This is a genomic window from Streptomyces sp. SAS_270, from assembly GCF_052543295.1.
Map to the genome: position 1 here is coordinate 1 of NZ_JBMNDS010000069.1, position 15,813 is coordinate 15,813.

Below are 15,813 nucleotides of genomic sequence, written 5' to 3' on the forward strand. Positions count from 1 at the left end.
TCCGCCCCGGCCCCTGTCGGGAGGGTCCGGGGCGAAGGGCTGTCATGTGCGGTCTCCGAGGAGGCCGGAAAGCGGAAGGCGGACCGGGGCGGACGGTCCGCCCCGGTTCAGACCGAGGTCAGATCCGCTTCTCGGACCTGCGGCGCAGCCAGAACACCCCGCCGCCGACGGCGGCCGCGGCGACGAGCCCGCCACCGATGGCCATGTCGGTCGGCGTCGCGCCGGTGGAACTGCTGCCGCCGAGACCGCCGCGGACACCGCCGATGACGGTGAAGACGGACGAGAACTCCTTCGTCCTGCCCTCACACATGGTGGTGACGCGGTACACGCCGGGGCTGGCGTTCGAGTTGACCGTGGGATTCGCTGTCGACGTGTTGCCGCCCATCGACGTGAGCGTCGTTGTCGGGAAGACGTCCGAGCTGACCGTGCTGCCGGCAATGGTGCACGCGGAACCGTTGACGGTGATCAGCAGCTTGCCGCCCGGCGCGATGACGCTGGGCGCGGCGGTGACGCTGGTCGGCTGGTCCCAGGCCGCAGCCGTGGGGGCGGCGAGCCCCACCGCGGCGACCGCGGCGGCGCAGGCCGCCAGGGCACGAGTTGTACGCATGTGATCCTCCGCGGAAGACGCCCCGGGACCCGTCCCCGGTCGATCGGCGAGAAACGCCTCCCAGACAGACCCTCAGATGCCGTGCACAGTGCCGCATTTCGAGAATGGTCCGTCCTGGTGAGAAGACACGCCGAGAGAATTCCGCACAAACGGATATTGCCGCAGGTCACGGACCGTCAGAAAAATCCTGTCGGCGTCGACTCGGATGGCTCACGAAGGAGGATCTCCACCACCCGTTCGCCCGTGACCCGTCGCCCGTCGGGCGTGCTGCCCTTAGCGTTCTCATATGCGCGACGGACGCGGCGACGGCCGCGTCGAGAGGGGATTGCGAATGTCTGCGTCCGAGTTGGCCGAAGAGGAGGAGCAGCAGAAGAAGCGCGCTCCGTGGGGCGTGATAGCGCTTGTTCTGCTGACCGGCCTCGCCCTCATCCGGAATGGCTCCGGAGAATTCGACGTGGGCCCTCCGCAGCCCGCGTCCGCGGCGGCGGCGGACAGCCGCGCGACGGGCCACGGCACCTTCACCAGGACGCCGGACCCGCTGCCGTACTCCGTGGTCGACCGGGTCAGGATTCCGGCGATCCGGGTGGACGCTCCGGTGATGCCGGTGGGCCTGGACGTGGACGGCTGGGTCGGCGCGCCGCCGCCGGAGGACCCCAACCTCGCCGGCTGGTTCACCGGCGCCGTCTCGCCCGGCGAAAAGGGCACGGCCGTGATCGTGGGCCACGTGGACAACAAGCTGGGCCCCGCCGTCTTCTACGGCCTCGGCGCGCTGAAAAAGGGCAACCGTATCGAGGTGCAGCGCAAGGACGGAAAGACCGCCGCGTTCGAGATCTACGGCATCGAGGTCTTCGCCAAGAGCAATTTCCCCGGCGACCGCGTGTACGGCAATACGGGAACCCCCGAATTGCGCGTCATCACCTGCGGCGGCGGTTTCTCCAAGCAGAACGGCTACGACGGAAACGTCGTCGTGTTCGCCCGCCTGGTCGAGGTTCGCTGAGCGTTTCCCGGCCGGGCGGGCGAAAGCCCGTCGCCCGCGGGCGGGGCTAGGTTGCCCGGCGCGGCACGGTGATGTGGTAGCCCGAGTCCAGCAGTTGCGGGAGGTAGTCGCGCAGGGCCCGGACGCTCTGCGAGCGGTCGCCGCCCGCGTCGTGCGAGAGGACCACGACGCCCGGGGCCGCGCCTCCCTCGACCCGGTTGACGATGGTGCGGGCGCCCGGGGTCGTCCAGTCGAGCGTGTCGACCGTCCAGGCCAACGGTTCCATCCCCAGCTCGGCACCGATCTGGAAGGTCGCCCGGTTCCAGGCGCCGTAGGGTGCGCGGAACCAGACCGGCGGCTCTCCGTAGGCGTCCTCGATGACCTCGCTGGTGCGCTCGATCTCGGAGCGGATCGCGGAGCGCGTCAGCCGGGTCAGCAGCGGGTGGGTCCAGGTGTGGTTGCCGACGATGTGCCCGTCGTCGGACATCTCCCGCAGCAGATCCTTGTTGTCGACGGCCATCTCCCCGCAGACGAAGAACATCGCGCGCACGTCGTACTCGCGCAGCGTGCTCAGGATCTCCGGGGTGTAGCGCGGGTCGGGCCCGTCGTCGAAGGTCAGCACCATGGTGCGGCCGCGCCCGGACATCCGCAGGAACGGCTCGTGGCGGACGAGTGTGCGGGCCGGCGTGCTGAGCGGCGGGCCGTAGCCGGTCATCGGCCGGAGACGGTAGGCGGAGGGCTTCAGGGGGCGGCGCGCCTGCGGGCCCGCGGCCGCGACGGCGTGCCGGGCCGGTTTCGAGGCCGGTTCGGCGGTGAGGATGCGGGCTGTGCCCGCTGCGCCGGCCGCCCCCAGTACGGCGGCACCGGCGATCAACGCCCGGCGCCGCGTGAGCAGCTGATCCTTTTTCATGACTCATCAGTCACCCGGTTGAGGGGCGGTGCCCGTCAACGACACCGGTGCGGACCCACGAAAGCACCCGAAGGGACCAGCACCGCGCCCGACGCACCACTGGCAAAAGCAATGTTTCCGCCATGCCGCGCCCACCGACGGACCCGGACGGCAGGCGGGCAGGTCCTTCACCCGATCCCGGGAACCTCCCGGAACTGGGGCTTCCGATAGCCTCACAGCCGTGACGGATCAGCAGCACTCGCATCAGTTCGAGCGTGGCACGGACGGCCCCAAGGTCATCGTCGCCGGCGTGGACGGCTCCGACTCCTCGTTCCGCGCGGCGGCGTACGCGGCAGGCCTGGCCCGACGTCAGCACGCGCTGCTCGCCGTCGTGTACGTCCAGCCGGTGATGGCCGCGGGAGCCGCCCTCGGGGTGCCGGTGGCCGAGACGACCGACGAGATCGCCGAGGGCCTCATCGCCCAGATCCGGGACGCCACCGAGCGCGTCAAGGACATATTCGACGTGCGCTGGGAGTTCCACACGTTCCGCGGCGACCCCTACAGCGGCCTGGTGAAGGCCTCCGACGAGCTCAAGGCGGACGCGGTCGTGGTGGGCGCGTCCGAGCAGGCCGGCCACCGCATCGTCGGTTCCGTGGCGATCCGGCTGGTGAAGGCGGGGCGCTGGCCGGTGACGGTGGTGCCGTAGACCGCGGCACCGGGCCGGTCGCCGGGCACGCCCGCGCATCCCTCGCTGCCGGAATTACTGACCCATGACGAGTCCGTCCGCGGCCGCGCCCCGGCTGAGGACGACGTCGCGGATACGGTCGCGCACCTGAACGACGCCGCCGCCGCGCTGAAGGGACTCGTTGAGGTTGACGACCCGCCCGGAGCCGACGTCGAACCACTGCGGCACGAACTCGGCCTTGCGCACCTCCCAGCGGCCGCCCGGGCGCGCGGGCGGGGCGAAGGTGAAGCGGCCGAGGGTGCTCTCGTTGCCGCGCGGATCCTGGGCGCCGTCGTAGTTGAACATCTCGCCGGCGACCTGGTCTCCCATGCCGTAGATCACCCAGGTGCCGTTGACCTTCTCGTACGCCTGCGGAATGTGGGCGTGGGTGCCGAGGATCAGGTCGATGTCGGGGCGGCCGGCCGTGCGCGAGGCGGTGAGCTCCCGGCCGAGGGTCAACTGCTGCTCGTCGGGCGCGTCCTGCCATTCGGTGCCCCAGTGCAGGGACACGACGACCACGTCGGCACCCGCCTTCCGGGCGGCCCGGGCGTCCGCGATGATCCGGTCCCGGTCGATGAGGCGGACGGCCCAGGGCTGCCCCGACGGAAGGGGGAAGCCGTTCGTGTCGTACGTGTACGCGAGGTGCGCGACCTCGGCTCCACCGGCCCGCAGAACGGTCGCGCCGCCCGCCTCGGCCGCCGTACGGGCCGATCCGGCGTGCCGTACGCCCGCGCGGTCCAGTGCGTCGAGGGTGCGGTGGATGCCGGCGGCGCCGTCGTCGAGGGTGTGGTTGGAGGCCGTGGAGCAGTCGTCGTAGCCGGTGGCGGCGAGGGCCGCGGCGACCTGGGGCGGGGACTTGAACGTGGGGTAGCCGGTGTAGTCGCCCTGCGCGCCGTAGACCGTCTCCATGTGACAGATCGCCAGGTCGGCGCGGGACACCACCGGTTTCACGCCGGAGAGCATCGGGCGGAAGTCGTATCCGTCGCCGCCCGCGTCGGTGTTCGCCTTCTCGATGATCGAGGTGTGCGGCAGGACGTCGCCGGAGGCGACGAGGGTGAAGCCACGGGGTGCGACGGGGGCCGCCGGGTGTCCGGCGCGCCGGTGCCGGTCCGGTGGGTCCTGGGCCTGGCAGCCCGCGGTGGCCGCGAGGCTGGTCATGAGGAGGAGGCCCGCCAGGGCCGTGGCCGTCGTCCGCCGCGTGGATGTGACCGCTGTGGCGGCTGTGGCCGATCCGGTCGATGTCGTTGATGTGGTCCGTGTGGTCATCGAGTCCGCCCCGTAGTCGTATTTCACTACTTCATTACGAATAGATACGAATCCACAGGCACCGGCGGGCGCGAGTCAAGCAGCGGCACCGGCGGCTAGCCCGTCCGCGCCTGCGCAGGGGCCCATCAGGGCGAATGGGATGCGGGGCTTCCGGTACGGGCGCTCCGCGGACCGTTCGTCGTACCGTTCATCGACGGGTTCGACCGTCCGCCGCAGACTCGTGTCCGTGCCCTGTCCCGGCCGATGGCGCTGCGGTGGCATACGCCCATGACGGCCGGAACCACCACCATCCCGAACGGGACGACCGCCGAGCACGAGTTGGCCGCGCTGCAGCGCGAGCACGGTCGGCCCCTCTTCGCGCTGCTCCTACGTCTCTGCGACGGCGACCGGCAGCGTGCCGAGGACCTGCTGCAGGAGACGTTCGTCCGTGCCTGGCAGCACCCCGAGGCACTGCGCGCGGACGCCTTCGACTCCGTACGCCCGTGGCTGCTCACCGTCGGACGGCGGCTGGCGATCGACGCGCGCCGGGCCCGCCAGGCGCGCCCGGCGGAGGTCGGGGACGCGGTGCTGGAGAGTGCGCGGGTCTGCGCCGATCACGCCGAACGCTCCGCGGCGACGCTCGACGTGCGCGAGGCTGTGAAGACACTCACTCCGGAGCATCGTGAAGTCCTGGTGCAGGTGTACTTCCAGGGGGCGAGTGTGGCGGAGGCCGCCGCAGCGCTCGGGATTCCGCCCGGTACCGTGAAGTCTCGCGCGTACTACGCGCTGCGCGCCCTGCGCCGGGTTCTTCCGGGATACGCGGCCGACCTGCGGTGAAACCGAAGGCTGAGTCAAACCTCCGTAAAGCGCCTGCCGCGGACCATGGTTGAGTAATCCGCTAGTCCTCATCCGTGTTCCGGACTGGGGGCCCGGGGTCGGGCGACGCGCACGCACCGGAGGAAGGCAGGAAGGGATGCTCCACAGAGGACACGAGAGCACGGACGGCACCGGCGGCGGTGAACTGGCCGTCCCCATGGCGTGGTTGTACGCCGAGTACATCGCCGACGAGCTGCTGCGGACGGGCGACCTGATGCCGCCCACGTCCTTCGAGTTCCGCGCCGGGCGTGACGCCCTGGCGCTCACCATCTTCCTTTCCGACAGCGGCGGTGAACTCTCCGGCATCCGCGTCGTCACGCAGCTGGAGACGTGGCTGTCGCTGACGGCGTACGACCAGCCGTGGCAGGACTGGGTCCGCGAACGCATGGCCCATCTCGCGGCCGAGGCGCTCCGGTCCGACGGCCCGGCCCCGGACCTGGAGCTGGCCTCGGCGGCCTGGCGCTGGCTGGAGGAGACCGAACTGCTCGCCCCCGACCTGGACGCGGTGCCCGGCGGTGGTCCCGTCGTGGGAGAGGACGACGGACCGAAGGTGTGGACGCCCGCCTGGCAGCTGGGTCTGCCGCTGGGGCATCTGGCGATTCACCTGTTCTGACGCGTCCGCCTCTTCTGGCTCGTACACCTCGGCCGGCTCAGCCGCCTCGCCGAGGTCTTCGTCAACTTTTCTTCCCTTCGACCAATCCGCGGGCCTTCCTGCTCCGAACGTCCTTGTCGCGATTCCGAACGGGTCTTGAGTGATTCGACGGTCTGGTCCGTACCGGTGGGCAACAGCAGCACCACCCCCACCCCGCACCATCGCCACAAGGATTCGGTATCGGTATGAGGTCCCTGGAACGGCATCGTGACGTCGGCGCATACGCGCTGGGCGTGCTGGACGAGGCGGAGGCTTTCCGCTTCGAGGACCACCTCATGGAGTGTCCCAGCTGCACGGCGCATGTCACCGAGTTCCGGCCCGCCGCTCGGCAGCTCATGCTGTACCGACGTGCGACGCCGCGCTCCGTGCACCCCTTCGCCGCCCCCGGCCCCCGCTTTCTGGAGCGGTTGCTCGGCGAGGTGGCGACGCGTCACCGGGCCGGGCGCCGGAGGTGGCTGTACGCGGTGGCCGCCGCCGTGGTCTTCGCGGCGGGCGGTCCCGCGATCGCGATGGTGACGTCGCACGGCTCCCCGCCGGCCCGGGTCGCCGCGACGGAGGCCGCGACCGACTCCGCCACCGGTGTGTGGGCCCAGGTCACGACCGAGGACCGGACCTGGGGCAGTCAGATCGACGTCAAGGTGAAGGACGCGGGCGGCCCGCGGGCCTGCATCCTCGTGGCCGTCGGCAAGGACGGCACCGAGCAGACGGTGACCAGCTGGATGGTGCCGCCCCACGACCGCGACGCCCACATGCAGGGCGGCGCCGCGATGCGGCTCAGCGACATCAGCCACTTCGACGTGCGCACGATGGAGGGCAAGCACCTGGTGACGGTCAAGGCGTCCTGATCCAGGGGCTCGACCCGGTGGGCCCGGCGTCCCGTGAAGCCGGGAGCACCCGTCCCAGGCGGGCGAGCGGGGACAGCGCCATCAGCACCGGGGACAGCATCATTCCGGCGGCCGTCACCAGGAGGCTGCCGCGCAGTCCCCACTCCGCCGCGAGGAATCCGCCGAGGAGTGAGCCGAGCGGGGTCGTCCCCATACCGGCGAACGTGATCGTCGCGGCCGCGCGGCCCTGCATCCCGTCCGGAGTGACGGCCTGCCGAACGGCCATGACGGTGACGTTGACCAGTTGACCGAACGTCCCGAACACGAAGTTGACCGCGAGGAGCGCGAGCACCGTCACCGCGGAGGAGCCGTGCAGCGCGGGGACGCTCAGCAGAACTCCGTCACCGAGTACGGCCGCGCAGACGAGCACCGGGCCGTGTCCGAACCGGCTCGGCAGACGGGCGGCCAGCAGGGAGCCCAGGAGCGCGCCCGGTCCCGTCGCCGCGAGCGCGAGCCCGATGGCGGTGCCCGACAGATGCAACTCCCGCGGCAGGAAGAGCAGATAGACGGTCATCATGGCCGCGAAGGAGAACTGGAAAGCCGCCGAGGCAAGGCCCACCGTCCTCAGCAAGGGGTCGCCGACGACCAATCGGAGTCCCTCGTGGATCCGCCGCCCTGTGCGCGCAGGGCGCTGGGAGCGCCCCGGAATCGGTTCGCGGCCGCGGATCCGTCGGATGGCGAGGAACGACAGCGCGAAGAACATCGCGCTGGAGGCGGCGGCGATCGGCGCCGACAGGAGTGACACCGACGCACCACCGAGGGCAGGTCCCCCGATCTGGGCGGCTGACCGGCTGCCTTCGAGTGCGCTGTTGCCCCGCACCAACTGCTCGCGCTCCACCAGCCGTACCAGAGACGCCTGGTAGGCCACGTCGAAGAACACGGACAGGGCCCCGACGGCGAAGGCGACCACGAGGAGTGCGGGCAGGCCGAGCAGGCCCAGAAGACCGGCCACGCCGGTGGCGCCCAGCGCGAGGGCCCGGCCGACGTCCGTCAGCACCATCACGGTGCGGGTCGGCCATCGGTCCACCCAGGCTCCGGCGAAGAGCGAGAGCAGCAGCAGCGGCGCCTGCCCCACCGCGCGGAGGGCTCCCAGTTGGCCGGCGCCCGCGTCGAGCGTCAGGACGGCGAAGAGCGGCAGCACCACCGTGCAGGCCTGTTCGCCGAGTTGGGACACCGTCTGGCCCACCCAGAGCCTGCGGAAATCGGCGTCCCGCCACAGGCTCGACGGGGCGGACGGAACAGGTTCGCCGGAGTCGGAATCGGCGGAGGAAGCGGACGGCACGGGAACCCCTTGGACTGCCGACGACGAGGCCCGCCATCCGGCACACGACAGGTGCGCCGGCGGTTCGGGCAGGAGAAGGCTCGCTGTGCCGCGGCATCAGGGGCAGCACGCGATGACAGGCCGCTCACGGCCTACGACGTCAACGCGCGCTCGAACGACCGGGTATGTGGGGCATGTCTCGGCTCCTCGTGGGTCACTCTCGCTGCCGGGACAGTAGCTGCTTGCGGTGTGGGGGATCAACGCGGTAATCCGCGGCATGAGGATCCGGGATCCCCCACACGCAATGGCCTGGTCCTCGCCGAAGGCGCCTGGTGTCCCCCGGCGTTGGGCGGTCAGCTCAGCGACGCGGGGGACGGGACGACGACGCCGTACATCGCGCTCACGACCGTGTGGCGGTCCCGCACCCTGCTTCGCCGGCATCCCGCAGACGGGCGTCCATCGAGGTGCTCCGGTCGTAGGGGTCGACCTCGCGGCCGTCTCCCGAGCCCGTGGTCGCCCGCTCGGCGCTGAACTCGGGAACGAAGTAGCCGGTGAAGGAGTCGCAGCCTCCGTTGGTGGTGTCGGACTTGTAGGAGACGAGGGAGAAGGTCCCCGGCTCGGTGATCACCTTCGCGGGGTTGTCCCAGCTCATCACGACCTCGCGGCGCACGATGGTGCGAGCGACCTCGTCGCTTCCCGCCGCGGCACGTACGACCGGATAGACGTACGTGACATCGGTGGTCACCTCGACCGCACCGCGCTTGCCTTCCCGGTAGGTGATCCGTCCTCGTGTCCTGACCACGTCCCCGACCGGGCGCACCTTCGCCTTCTCGAAGCGGCTGAACAACAGCAGGGGATCGTCCTCCCGACTGGGCGCGCGGAACGCGTTCTTCAGATAGCTCTGGACATCCTGCTGGTGCGGATTGATCAACGCGATCGCCGTCTTCGGCCGCTCACCGCGCAGCACGGCGGGGTTCAGACTGGACGCGGCAAGGAAGTCGAGGCTCCGGTCGAGTGCCTGCTCGACCTGCTTCCTGCTCATCCAGCCGGTCGCCCGGGCCGCAGGGAGGCTGATGCCCTCCGTGCCGTCGCTCCACCGTGCCGCGGGCGACCCCCTGAAGGGCTGCTGCACCGTGGGCTGTTGGGCTGCCGCCTCGGTCGCCGGCGGCTGGTCGGGACGTTGCGACTCCGCGGCGAGCGGCGCGCTCCCACCGTCCGAGCCGCCGAACCATCCCGTCACCCGGCCCGGATCCAGAGCCACGACCAGCAGGGCGGCGGCGGCCAGCAGGCCGACCACGTACCAGCCCTTGCCCCGTCGCCGCGGGGCGAGTTGGTGATTGCGCCCCGGTACGGGGTGGCCGGGCTCCTCCCGCAGCCGGCGCGCCACCATCCGGGCCCGTGCGGACGGCTCCTCGGGCGCGCCCTGGATTCCCGCCTCGGCCTCCCGCTGGAAGCGCTCCCACTCCTCGTCCGGTATGGACGCCCCACCCTTGCCCACGACGCGTTCCCGACCCTTCTCCCACCGGTCCCTCCCCAGGGCCGGTCACCGTTCCACGCATCATCACACAGCACGGCCGCACCATCACGAGCCAGGCTCCCGTGCGTCACAGACGCGACGGACCGTGGTCGACGAAAGGCCCGGGATCGTCAAATCGCCCTGATCGGCGGCTACTTGAGCAGTTTGGACATTCTGCGGTCCGCGAGCGGCTTGCCGCCGGTCTGGCACGTCGGGCAGTACTGGAGTGCGGAGTCGCTGAAGGAGACCTCGTGGATGGTGTCGCCGCAGACCGGGCAGGGCTCGCCCGCGCGTCCGTGCACGCGCAGGCCGCTCTTCTTCTCCGCCTTCAGGCGGCCGGCGGCCAGCCCGTGCGAGCGTTCCACGGCCTCGGCGAGTGTGGAGCGCAGCGCCTCGTACAGGCGGTGGGTCTCCTCGGGGGTGAGTGCGGCGGCGAGCTTGAACGGCGACATCTTCGCGGCGTGCAGGATCTCGTCGCTGTAGGCGTTGCCCACTCCCGCGATCAGGCTCTGGTCGCGCAGCGCGCCCTTCAGCTGTCGGCGCTCGCCTTCCAGGAGCTGTGCGAAGCGTGCCTCGTCGAAGTCGGCGGCGAGCGGGTCGGGGCCCAGGCGCGCCACGCCCGGGATCTCGCCCGGGTCCCGGACGACGTACACCGCGAGCCGTTTCTGTGTGCCGGCCTCGGTGAGGTCGAAGCCCTCGCCGGTCTCCAGCGCGACGCGCAGGGCGAGCGGGCCCTTGCCGGGGCGGGGCGGGCCGTCGGGCAGGCGGTCCTTCCAGTGGAGCCAGCCCGCACGGGCCAGGTGGGTCACGAAGTGCAGGCCGTCCGCCTCGATGTCGAGGAACTTGCCGTGCCGGCGCACGACGGTGACCTTGCGGCCCTCAAGGGCGGAGACAGGTGGGTCGTACGTCTTCAGGACGCTGATCGCGACGGGCAGCACGCGCACGACCTCGTGGCCGACGAGATGCTCGGCCAGGAAGTCCCTGAGCGCTTCGACCTCGGGTAGTTCCGGCATACGTCCAGGGTGCCATCCGGCACCGACAGCGCCACGCGGAGCAGGTGTCAGTCGTGTGCCGGGACGCCGAACTCGCACCACACGCACTTGCCGCTGCCGCGTGCCTCCACGCCCCAGACGTCGGCGAGCAGGTCGACGAGCATCAGTCCGCGCCCGGAGACCCCGGACTCCCCTGCCTCGCGGCGGCGCGGCAGGGCGCTGGAGGAGTCCTCGACCTCGACGCGCAGTCTGCGTTCGGGGCCGGCGAGCATGCGCAGGGTGACGATCGCGGAGCCCTCGGTGTGCATGAGGGCGTTGGTGATCAGTTCGTCGGCGGCGAGTTCGATCTCGTCGGCCCGGTCGCCGGCGCCCCAGGCGCGGACAGCGGCGCGGATCATGTGCCGGGCCTCGGTGAGAGCCTCGGGGTCGCCGGGGGCGACGTGCTGCTGGAGCCGGCCGCCGGCCTGCTCGGCAGCGCCGCCGCCGCGACGCAGGAGCAGCAGTGCGACGTCGTCGTCGCCGCTGCGCTCCTCGGCCGCGTCGATGAGCCGGTCGGCGAGGTCGCGCACGTCGTCCGGGCCGTTGGCGATGAGTTCCACCAGGGTGCGCATGCCGTCGTCGAGGTCGGCGCCGGGCTGTTCCACCAGGCCGTCGGTGCACAGCAGCAGGGTCTCGCCGGGGTCCAGTTCGAGGCTGGTGACGGGGTATTCGAGCCGGCCGAACTCGGCGGACAGGCCGAGCGGCAGCCCGCCTTCCACGGGGATGCGGCGGCAGGTCCGGTCGGCGAGCCGTACGAGCGGGTCGATGTGGCCGGCCCGGACGAGTTGCACCACACCGGTGGTCAGGTCGGCCTCCACGTACAGGCAGGTCGCGAAGCGCTCGGTGTCGAGTTCATGCAGGAAGACGGAGGCGCGGGCCACCACCGTGGCCGGGGTGTGCCCCTCGGCGGCGTAGGCGCGCAGCACGATGCGGAGCTGGCCCATGACGGCAGCGGCATGGGTGTCGTGCCCCTGGACGTCGCCGATGACGGCGCCGACGCGGCCGCCGGGGAGCGGGATCAGGTCGTACCAGTCGCCGCCGATGTCCCGGCCGAGGGAGCCGCCCGCGCTGCCGGCGCGGTAGCGGACGGCGACGTCGGCGCCGGGCACGCTGGGGATGGTGCGGGGCAGCATGGCCTGCTGGAGGCTCTGGGCGAGGTCCTTCTCCTGCTCGTAGAACATGGCGCGCTGGAGGCTCTGGGCGATGCTGCTGCCGAGCGCGACGAGGATGTTGCGTTCCTCCGAGGAGAAGCCGCGCCGGTCGTTGTAGAGAAGGCCGATCGCGCCGATGGGCCTGGCCTGGGCGATGAGCGGCATGTACGCGGCCGAGGTGATGTCCAGGTCGGTGATGTGCGGCCAGAGGTCGGGGTAGGACTCGGCGAACTCCTCCGGCGACTCGATGAAGTGCGGGGCGAGCGTGCGTACGACCTCGTTCATCGGGAAGCGCGCTTCGAGGCGGGTGACGCGGGTGCCCGGCACATAGCTGTCCGCGGGGCCCGCGGCGACCATGCGGATGCGTCCGGCCTCCAGCAGGCCCATGACCAGGCTTGTCGCGCCCAGGTGGGTGAGTCCCTCGGTGTCCTCCAGGACGTCGATGACGTCCTGGACGGTTCGGGCATGGGCGAGGGCCGCGGTGGTGATCTGGACGACGTTGGTCTGCTGGCGCCGTACCGCGTCCTGGGCGGCCCGCTCGCGGCGCGCCTCGCTCTCGCCGAGTTCCTGGGTGGCGTCCCGGACGATCCCGATGATCCGGCGCGGCCGCCCTGTCTCGTCGCGGCGGATGTAGCCCTGGGTGTGCGTCCAGCGAGCGGAGCCGTCCCGGCAGCGGATGCGGAAGTAGGCGCCGTAGTTCTCGCTGCCGTCCTTGAGTGCCTGGGAGACCATGCCGTCGAGGCGGACTGCCTCGCCCGGGGGAACGCGCATGGCCAGGGTCTCGGGGCGGCCGTCGTATTCGTCGGGGCGCACGTCGAAGACCTCGTGGGCCTGGGCGTCCATCTGCATCACACCGGCGTCCAGGTCCCAGTCGAAGCTGCCCATGCGGTTGAGCGCCAGGATCGGATCCGGGTGGGCGGGCCAGTCGTCCGGGAGTGACAGGGCGCTCGCTCCCCGATCAACCATGGGGCCACCTTGCCAGGATTTGCCCGATTATTCGACTTCTGCGGAGCCCGGTGACGGGCGCGCCGGTCGAGCGGGCGCTCAACTGCCGAAGACGTCGGTCGGGGTGTCGAAGATGCTGTCCGTAGCGGCCGGCTCGTCGGGGATCAGGCCGCCGCCGTCGCGCAGGTCGGGGCTGTCGGGGACGGTGTCCGGTCCGATGTCCTGGCTCGCGGAGTTCGGCGGCATGTCGGTCGACCCATCCGGGCCGGTCGTGTCGGCGTCCGGAGCGGTGCTCGCGGCCGAGGGCGTCAGGGAGCCGTCGGGTGGTGTCGTCGGCGGGGCCGTGACCGTGGCGGTGACGGTGGGGCAGTCGGTGGGCTCGTCCGACGCCTGCGGGGTCGGGGAACCGGGCGTCGGGGAACCAGTGCCCGGCGTGATGCCGGTGGCGTCGGGCGTGCGGGTGACCGTCGCGGTCGCTGTCACGCAGTCGGACGGCGAATCCTGCGGCGCCGTGCTCTCCCGGCCGGGCGGGACGCCGGTGGTGTCGTGGGAGGTGCCGCTGGAGGACGAGTCGTCGGGGCTCGGGCTCTCGGTGGGGAGGTCCGGCTGCGGGACGACGACATCACGGTGACCGTCGTCGCCGATCTGCCGTTCGATCCAGGTGTGGTCGACGATGTTGATGATCGTGATGTTGACGATCACCTTGGGCGCCGGGATCACCACGATGACCTGGGCGGGGCGGTAACCGGACCAGGGGTGGCCCTGGGTGCCGGGGTTTCCCCGGAGTGCGCCGGGCACCTTCAGCGGGTTTCCGCAGGCGCAGCGGACGCGCGGCGCGCCCCGGTTGTCGACGAGGACGGCGGTGCCCGTCTGCAGCACGGACTGGAAGCTCGTCGCCCGTCCGTCGCGGAAGCCATGGTTGGTGACCCGGGTGTCGGCGCGCAGCACGACCGAGGTCAGACCGCGCAGAAAGCCCGGGACGGCGGCCGGGGAGATCCCGGAGGCCTCCGCGAAAGCGTGCGCCTTGGCCCGGTCGGCGGTGAGGAAGCGGATCTGCCGTTCGACGTCACAACTGCCGACGGACTGGGTACCGCCGTAGAGACCAGGGGTGGCGCCCGAGAAGGAACGCGGCTCCTGGGTCGTGGCCAAGGAATGGCCGCCGGGTGTCGATTGCGGCGTTCGGGTGACGGGAGGCGGTGTCGCGGTGGAGGTGGCCGTGGAGTCGGTGAAGGGGTCGGGGCCCTGGGCCGCGACCGGCTGGAGGAAGAGTTCGCCGGTCGATCCGCCGGCCGCCGCCTGCGTGCCTGCGTCGCTGTCCCCGCCGCAGCCGGTGACAAGGAGCGTCACCGAGAGCGTGCAGGCCGCGAGGAGGGTTCTGGTGGGTATGCGCACCGCGTACTCCCGTTCGTCCCAGGCGGTTCATCCGTCATGCCGGGCAGTTCGTCCACCATTGTCTGCGTCACCCGGTTGGGTCACGCAAGCGGAGTCGGTCACTTAGCGTCACAATGGAGAGGAGAGGAGCTGGCTGCCGTGGGCTGGTTCATGGCACCCGAGTACTGGCTGAGCCGACTGGTCTTCCAGCGCGCTCTGGCCGTCGTCTATCTCGTCGCGTTTCTGGGCGCGGCGCTGCAGTTCCGTGCGCTGATCGGGGAGCGCGGCATGCTGCCGGTGCCCCGCTTCGTGGCAAGGGTTCCGTTCCGCCGGGCACCCAGCGTGTTCCAACTGCACTACTCCGACCGGTTCTTCGCGGTCTGGGCATGGTCGGGCTGCGCGGTGTCGGCGGCGCTCGTCGCGGGGCTGGACCGGCAACTCCCGCTCTGGGGATGCATGGTGCTGTGGCTGGTCCCGTGGGCGCTGTATCTGTCGATCGTGAACGTCGGGCAGACCTGGTACGCCTTCGGCTGGGAGTCCCTGCTTCTGGAGGTCGGCTTCCTGGCCGTCTTCCTGGGCAACGACGAGGTCGCGCCGCCCATCGTGGTCCTGCTCCTGCTGCGCTGGCTGTTGTTCCGTGTCGAGTTCGGCGCCGGGCTGATCAAGATGCGCGGCGACGCGTGCTGGCGCAAGCTCACCTGCCTCGACCATCACCACGAGACCCAGCCGATGCCGGGCCCGCTGAGCTGGTTCTTCCACCATCTGCCGAAGCCGCTGCACCGGGTCGAGGTGGCCGCCAACCATGTCACCCAACTCGTCGTGCCCGTCCTGCTGTTCACTCCCCAGCCGATCGCGACGGCCGCCGCGGCACTGATGGTCCTCACGCAGCTGTGGCTGGTCCTGTCCGGCAACTTCTCCTGGCTGAACTGGATCACGATCGTGATCGCCCTCTCCGCGATCGAGTTCCCCACCACTGCCCCGGACGTCCCGGGGACTCCGCTCTGGTACGAGGTCGTGGTGCTCGCCGTGGCCACGGGGCTGGTCGCACTCAGCTACCGGCCCGCGCGCAACCTGGTCTCCTCTCGGCAGGTCATGAACCGCTCCTTCGACCCGCTCCATCTGGTCAACACCTACGGCGCGTTCGGCAGCGTCAGCCGGCTGCGTCACGAGGTGGTCATCGAGGGCACGGCGGACGAGGTCCCGCGTGAGGACTCGGACTGGCGGGAGTACGAGTTCAAGGGCAAACCGGGCGATGTGCGGCACTGGCCGCGGCAGTTCGCGCCGTACCATCTGCGGCTCGACTGGATGCTGTGGTTCGTGGGGCTTTCCCCCTCCTACGCCGGGGCGTGGTTCACGGGCCTGATGGAACGGCTCCTGGAGAACGACCGCGACACGCTGCGCCTGCTGCGCAGTTCGCCGTTCCCGAAGGACGCGCCGCCCCGGTACGTCCGCGCCCGCCTCTACCGCTACCGCTACACGACCTGGCGCGAGCTGCGGGAGACGGGCGCGTGCTGGCAGCGGACGTATCTGCGGGAGTTCATGCCGCCGACGCGGCTGGACCGGCCGGTGGCCCGGAGCCGGTAGGCGCGCGCCGCGTCCCGGTGCGAACGGGAACGCCGCGGGGGGGGGGGGGGGGGGGGGGGGGGGGGGGGGGGGGGGGGGGGGGGGGGGGGGGGGGGGGGGTA

The 15,813-nt window shown here is 71.2% G+C and carries 14 protein-coding genes; 6 read left to right on the forward strand and 8 right to left on the reverse strand.

Going from position 1 to position 15,813, the window contains the following annotated elements; translation table 11 throughout:
• Window positions 1–118: 118 nt before the first annotated feature.
• Complete coding sequence (locus ACN6LB_RS33990) at window positions 119–607, reverse strand: hypothetical protein (RefSeq protein ID WP_445029192.1); 489 nt, start codon at window positions 605–607, stop codon at window positions 119–121.
• A 331-nt stretch (window positions 608–938) separates the two neighbouring features.
• Here ACN6LB_RS33990 and ACN6LB_RS33995 point away from each other — a divergent pair, with 331 nt between their 5' ends.
• A complete protein-coding gene (locus tag ACN6LB_RS33995) occupies window positions 939–1,604 on the forward strand; it encodes a class F sortase (RefSeq protein WP_445029193.1) in 666 nt (221 codons plus the stop codon).
• Window positions 1,605–1,650: 46 nt separating this feature from the next.
• Here ACN6LB_RS33995 and ACN6LB_RS34000 read toward each other — a convergent pair whose 3' ends face one another.
• Entirely contained in the window at window positions 1,651–2,493 is an 843-nt protein-coding gene (locus ACN6LB_RS34000; RefSeq protein WP_445029194.1) for a polysaccharide deacetylase family protein, read from the reverse strand.
• 220 nt (window positions 2,494–2,713) lie between these two features.
• On the opposite strand from ACN6LB_RS34000, the gene ACN6LB_RS34005 reads away from it, so the two are divergent.
• On the forward strand, window positions 2,714–3,178 hold the full coding sequence (locus tag ACN6LB_RS34005) for a universal stress protein (RefSeq protein WP_445029195.1): 465 nt from the start codon (window positions 2,714–2,716) through the stop codon (window positions 3,176–3,178).
• 54 nt (window positions 3,179–3,232) lie between these two features.
• Here ACN6LB_RS34005 and ACN6LB_RS34010 read toward each other — a convergent pair whose 3' ends face one another.
• Window positions 3,233–4,354: a CapA family protein gene (locus ACN6LB_RS34010; RefSeq protein ID WP_445029196.1), complete on the reverse strand. Its 1,122-nt coding sequence runs from the start codon at window positions 4,352–4,354 to the stop codon at window positions 3,233–3,235.
• 375 nt (window positions 4,355–4,729) lie between these two features.
• On the opposite strand from ACN6LB_RS34010, the gene ACN6LB_RS34015 reads away from it, so the two are divergent.
• From ACN6LB_RS34015 to ACN6LB_RS34025, 3 genes are all read left to right on the forward strand, one after another.
• Entirely contained in the window at window positions 4,730–5,278 is a 549-nt protein-coding gene (locus tag ACN6LB_RS34015; protein ID WP_356134667.1) for a sigma-70 family RNA polymerase sigma factor, read from the forward strand.
• A gap of 136 nt (window positions 5,279–5,414) precedes the next feature.
• On the forward strand, window positions 5,415–5,930 hold the full coding sequence (locus tag ACN6LB_RS34020) for a hypothetical protein (protein WP_356134669.1): 516 nt from the start codon (window positions 5,415–5,417) through the stop codon (window positions 5,928–5,930).
• Window positions 5,931–6,154: 224 nt separating this feature from the next.
• Window positions 6,155–6,814 (forward strand): anti-sigma factor family protein, encoded by a 660-nt coding sequence (locus ACN6LB_RS34025; protein ID WP_445029197.1) that lies wholly within the window; start codon window positions 6,155–6,157, stop codon window positions 6,812–6,814.
• Here ACN6LB_RS34025 and ACN6LB_RS34030 read toward each other — a convergent pair.
• The 5 genes from ACN6LB_RS34030 to ACN6LB_RS34050 all read right to left on the reverse strand — a co-directional run bounded on the left by ACN6LB_RS34030 (window position 6,801) and on the right by ACN6LB_RS34050 (window position 14,149).
• Window positions 6,801–8,135, reverse strand: coding sequence for an MFS transporter (locus tag ACN6LB_RS34030; RefSeq protein WP_445029198.1), 1,335 nt, complete (start codon window positions 8,133–8,135; stop codon window positions 6,801–6,803). The two genes, ACN6LB_RS34025 and ACN6LB_RS34030, sit on opposite strands and share 14 nt — an antisense overlap.
• 379 nt (window positions 8,136–8,514) lie before the next feature.
• Window positions 8,515–9,612, reverse strand: a complete 1,098-nt coding sequence (locus tag ACN6LB_RS34035) for a hypothetical protein (RefSeq protein ID WP_445029199.1) — start codon at window positions 9,610–9,612, stop codon at window positions 8,515–8,517.
• A 170-nt stretch (window positions 9,613–9,782) separates the two neighbouring features.
• Window positions 9,783–10,643 carry an Fpg/Nei family DNA glycosylase gene (locus ACN6LB_RS34040; RefSeq protein WP_445029200.1) on the reverse strand — a complete coding sequence of 287 codons (861 nt, stop codon included), beginning with the start codon at window positions 10,641–10,643 and terminating at the stop codon, window positions 9,783–9,785.
• A gap of 47 nt (window positions 10,644–10,690) precedes the next feature.
• Window positions 10,691–12,778: a SpoIIE family protein phosphatase gene (locus tag ACN6LB_RS34045; protein ID WP_445029201.1), complete on the reverse strand. Its 2,088-nt coding sequence runs from the start codon at window positions 12,776–12,778 to the stop codon at window positions 10,691–10,693.
• Window positions 12,779–12,856: 78 nt separating this feature from the next.
• A complete protein-coding gene (locus tag ACN6LB_RS34050; RefSeq protein ID WP_445029202.1) occupies window positions 12,857–14,149 on the reverse strand; it encodes a DUF6777 domain-containing protein in 1,293 nt (430 codons plus the stop codon).
• 138 nt (window positions 14,150–14,287) lie between these two features.
• On the opposite strand from ACN6LB_RS34050, the gene ACN6LB_RS34055 reads away from it, so the two are divergent.
• Window positions 14,288–15,712, forward strand: a complete 1,425-nt coding sequence (locus ACN6LB_RS34055) for a lipase maturation factor family protein (protein ID WP_445029203.1) — start codon at window positions 14,288–14,290, stop codon at window positions 15,710–15,712.
• Window positions 15,713–15,813: the final 101 nt, after the last annotated feature.

Excerpts from the sequence above, each read along its gene's own strand:
- ACN6LB_RS33990 (WP_445029192.1), bottom strand. The coding sequence starts at position 607 with ATGCGTACAACTCGTGCCCTGGCGGCCTGCGCCGCCGCGGTCGCCGCG.
- ACN6LB_RS33995 (WP_445029193.1), top strand. The coding sequence starts at position 939 with ATGTCTGCGTCCGAGTTGGCCGAAGAGGAGGAGCAGCAGAAGAAGCGC.
- ACN6LB_RS34000 (WP_445029194.1), bottom strand. The coding sequence starts at position 2,493 with ATGAAAAAGGATCAGCTGCTCACGCGGCGCCGGGCGTTGATCGCCGGT.
- ACN6LB_RS34010 (WP_445029196.1), bottom strand. The coding sequence starts at position 4,354 with ATGACCAGCCTCGCGGCCACCGCGGGCTGCCAGGCCCAGGACCCACCG.
- ACN6LB_RS34015 (WP_356134667.1), top strand. The coding sequence starts at position 4,730 with ATGACGGCCGGAACCACCACCATCCCGAACGGGACGACCGCCGAGCAC.
- ACN6LB_RS34020 (WP_356134669.1), top strand. The coding sequence starts at position 5,415 with ATGCTCCACAGAGGACACGAGAGCACGGACGGCACCGGCGGCGGTGAA.
- ACN6LB_RS34025 (WP_445029197.1), top strand. The coding sequence starts at position 6,155 with ATGAGGTCCCTGGAACGGCATCGTGACGTCGGCGCATACGCGCTGGGC.
- ACN6LB_RS34040 (WP_445029200.1), bottom strand. The coding sequence starts at position 10,643 with ATGCCGGAACTACCCGAGGTCGAAGCGCTCAGGGACTTCCTGGCCGAG.
- ACN6LB_RS34045 (WP_445029201.1), bottom strand. The coding sequence starts at position 12,778 with ATGGTTGATCGGGGAGCGAGCGCCCTGTCACTCCCGGACGACTGGCCC.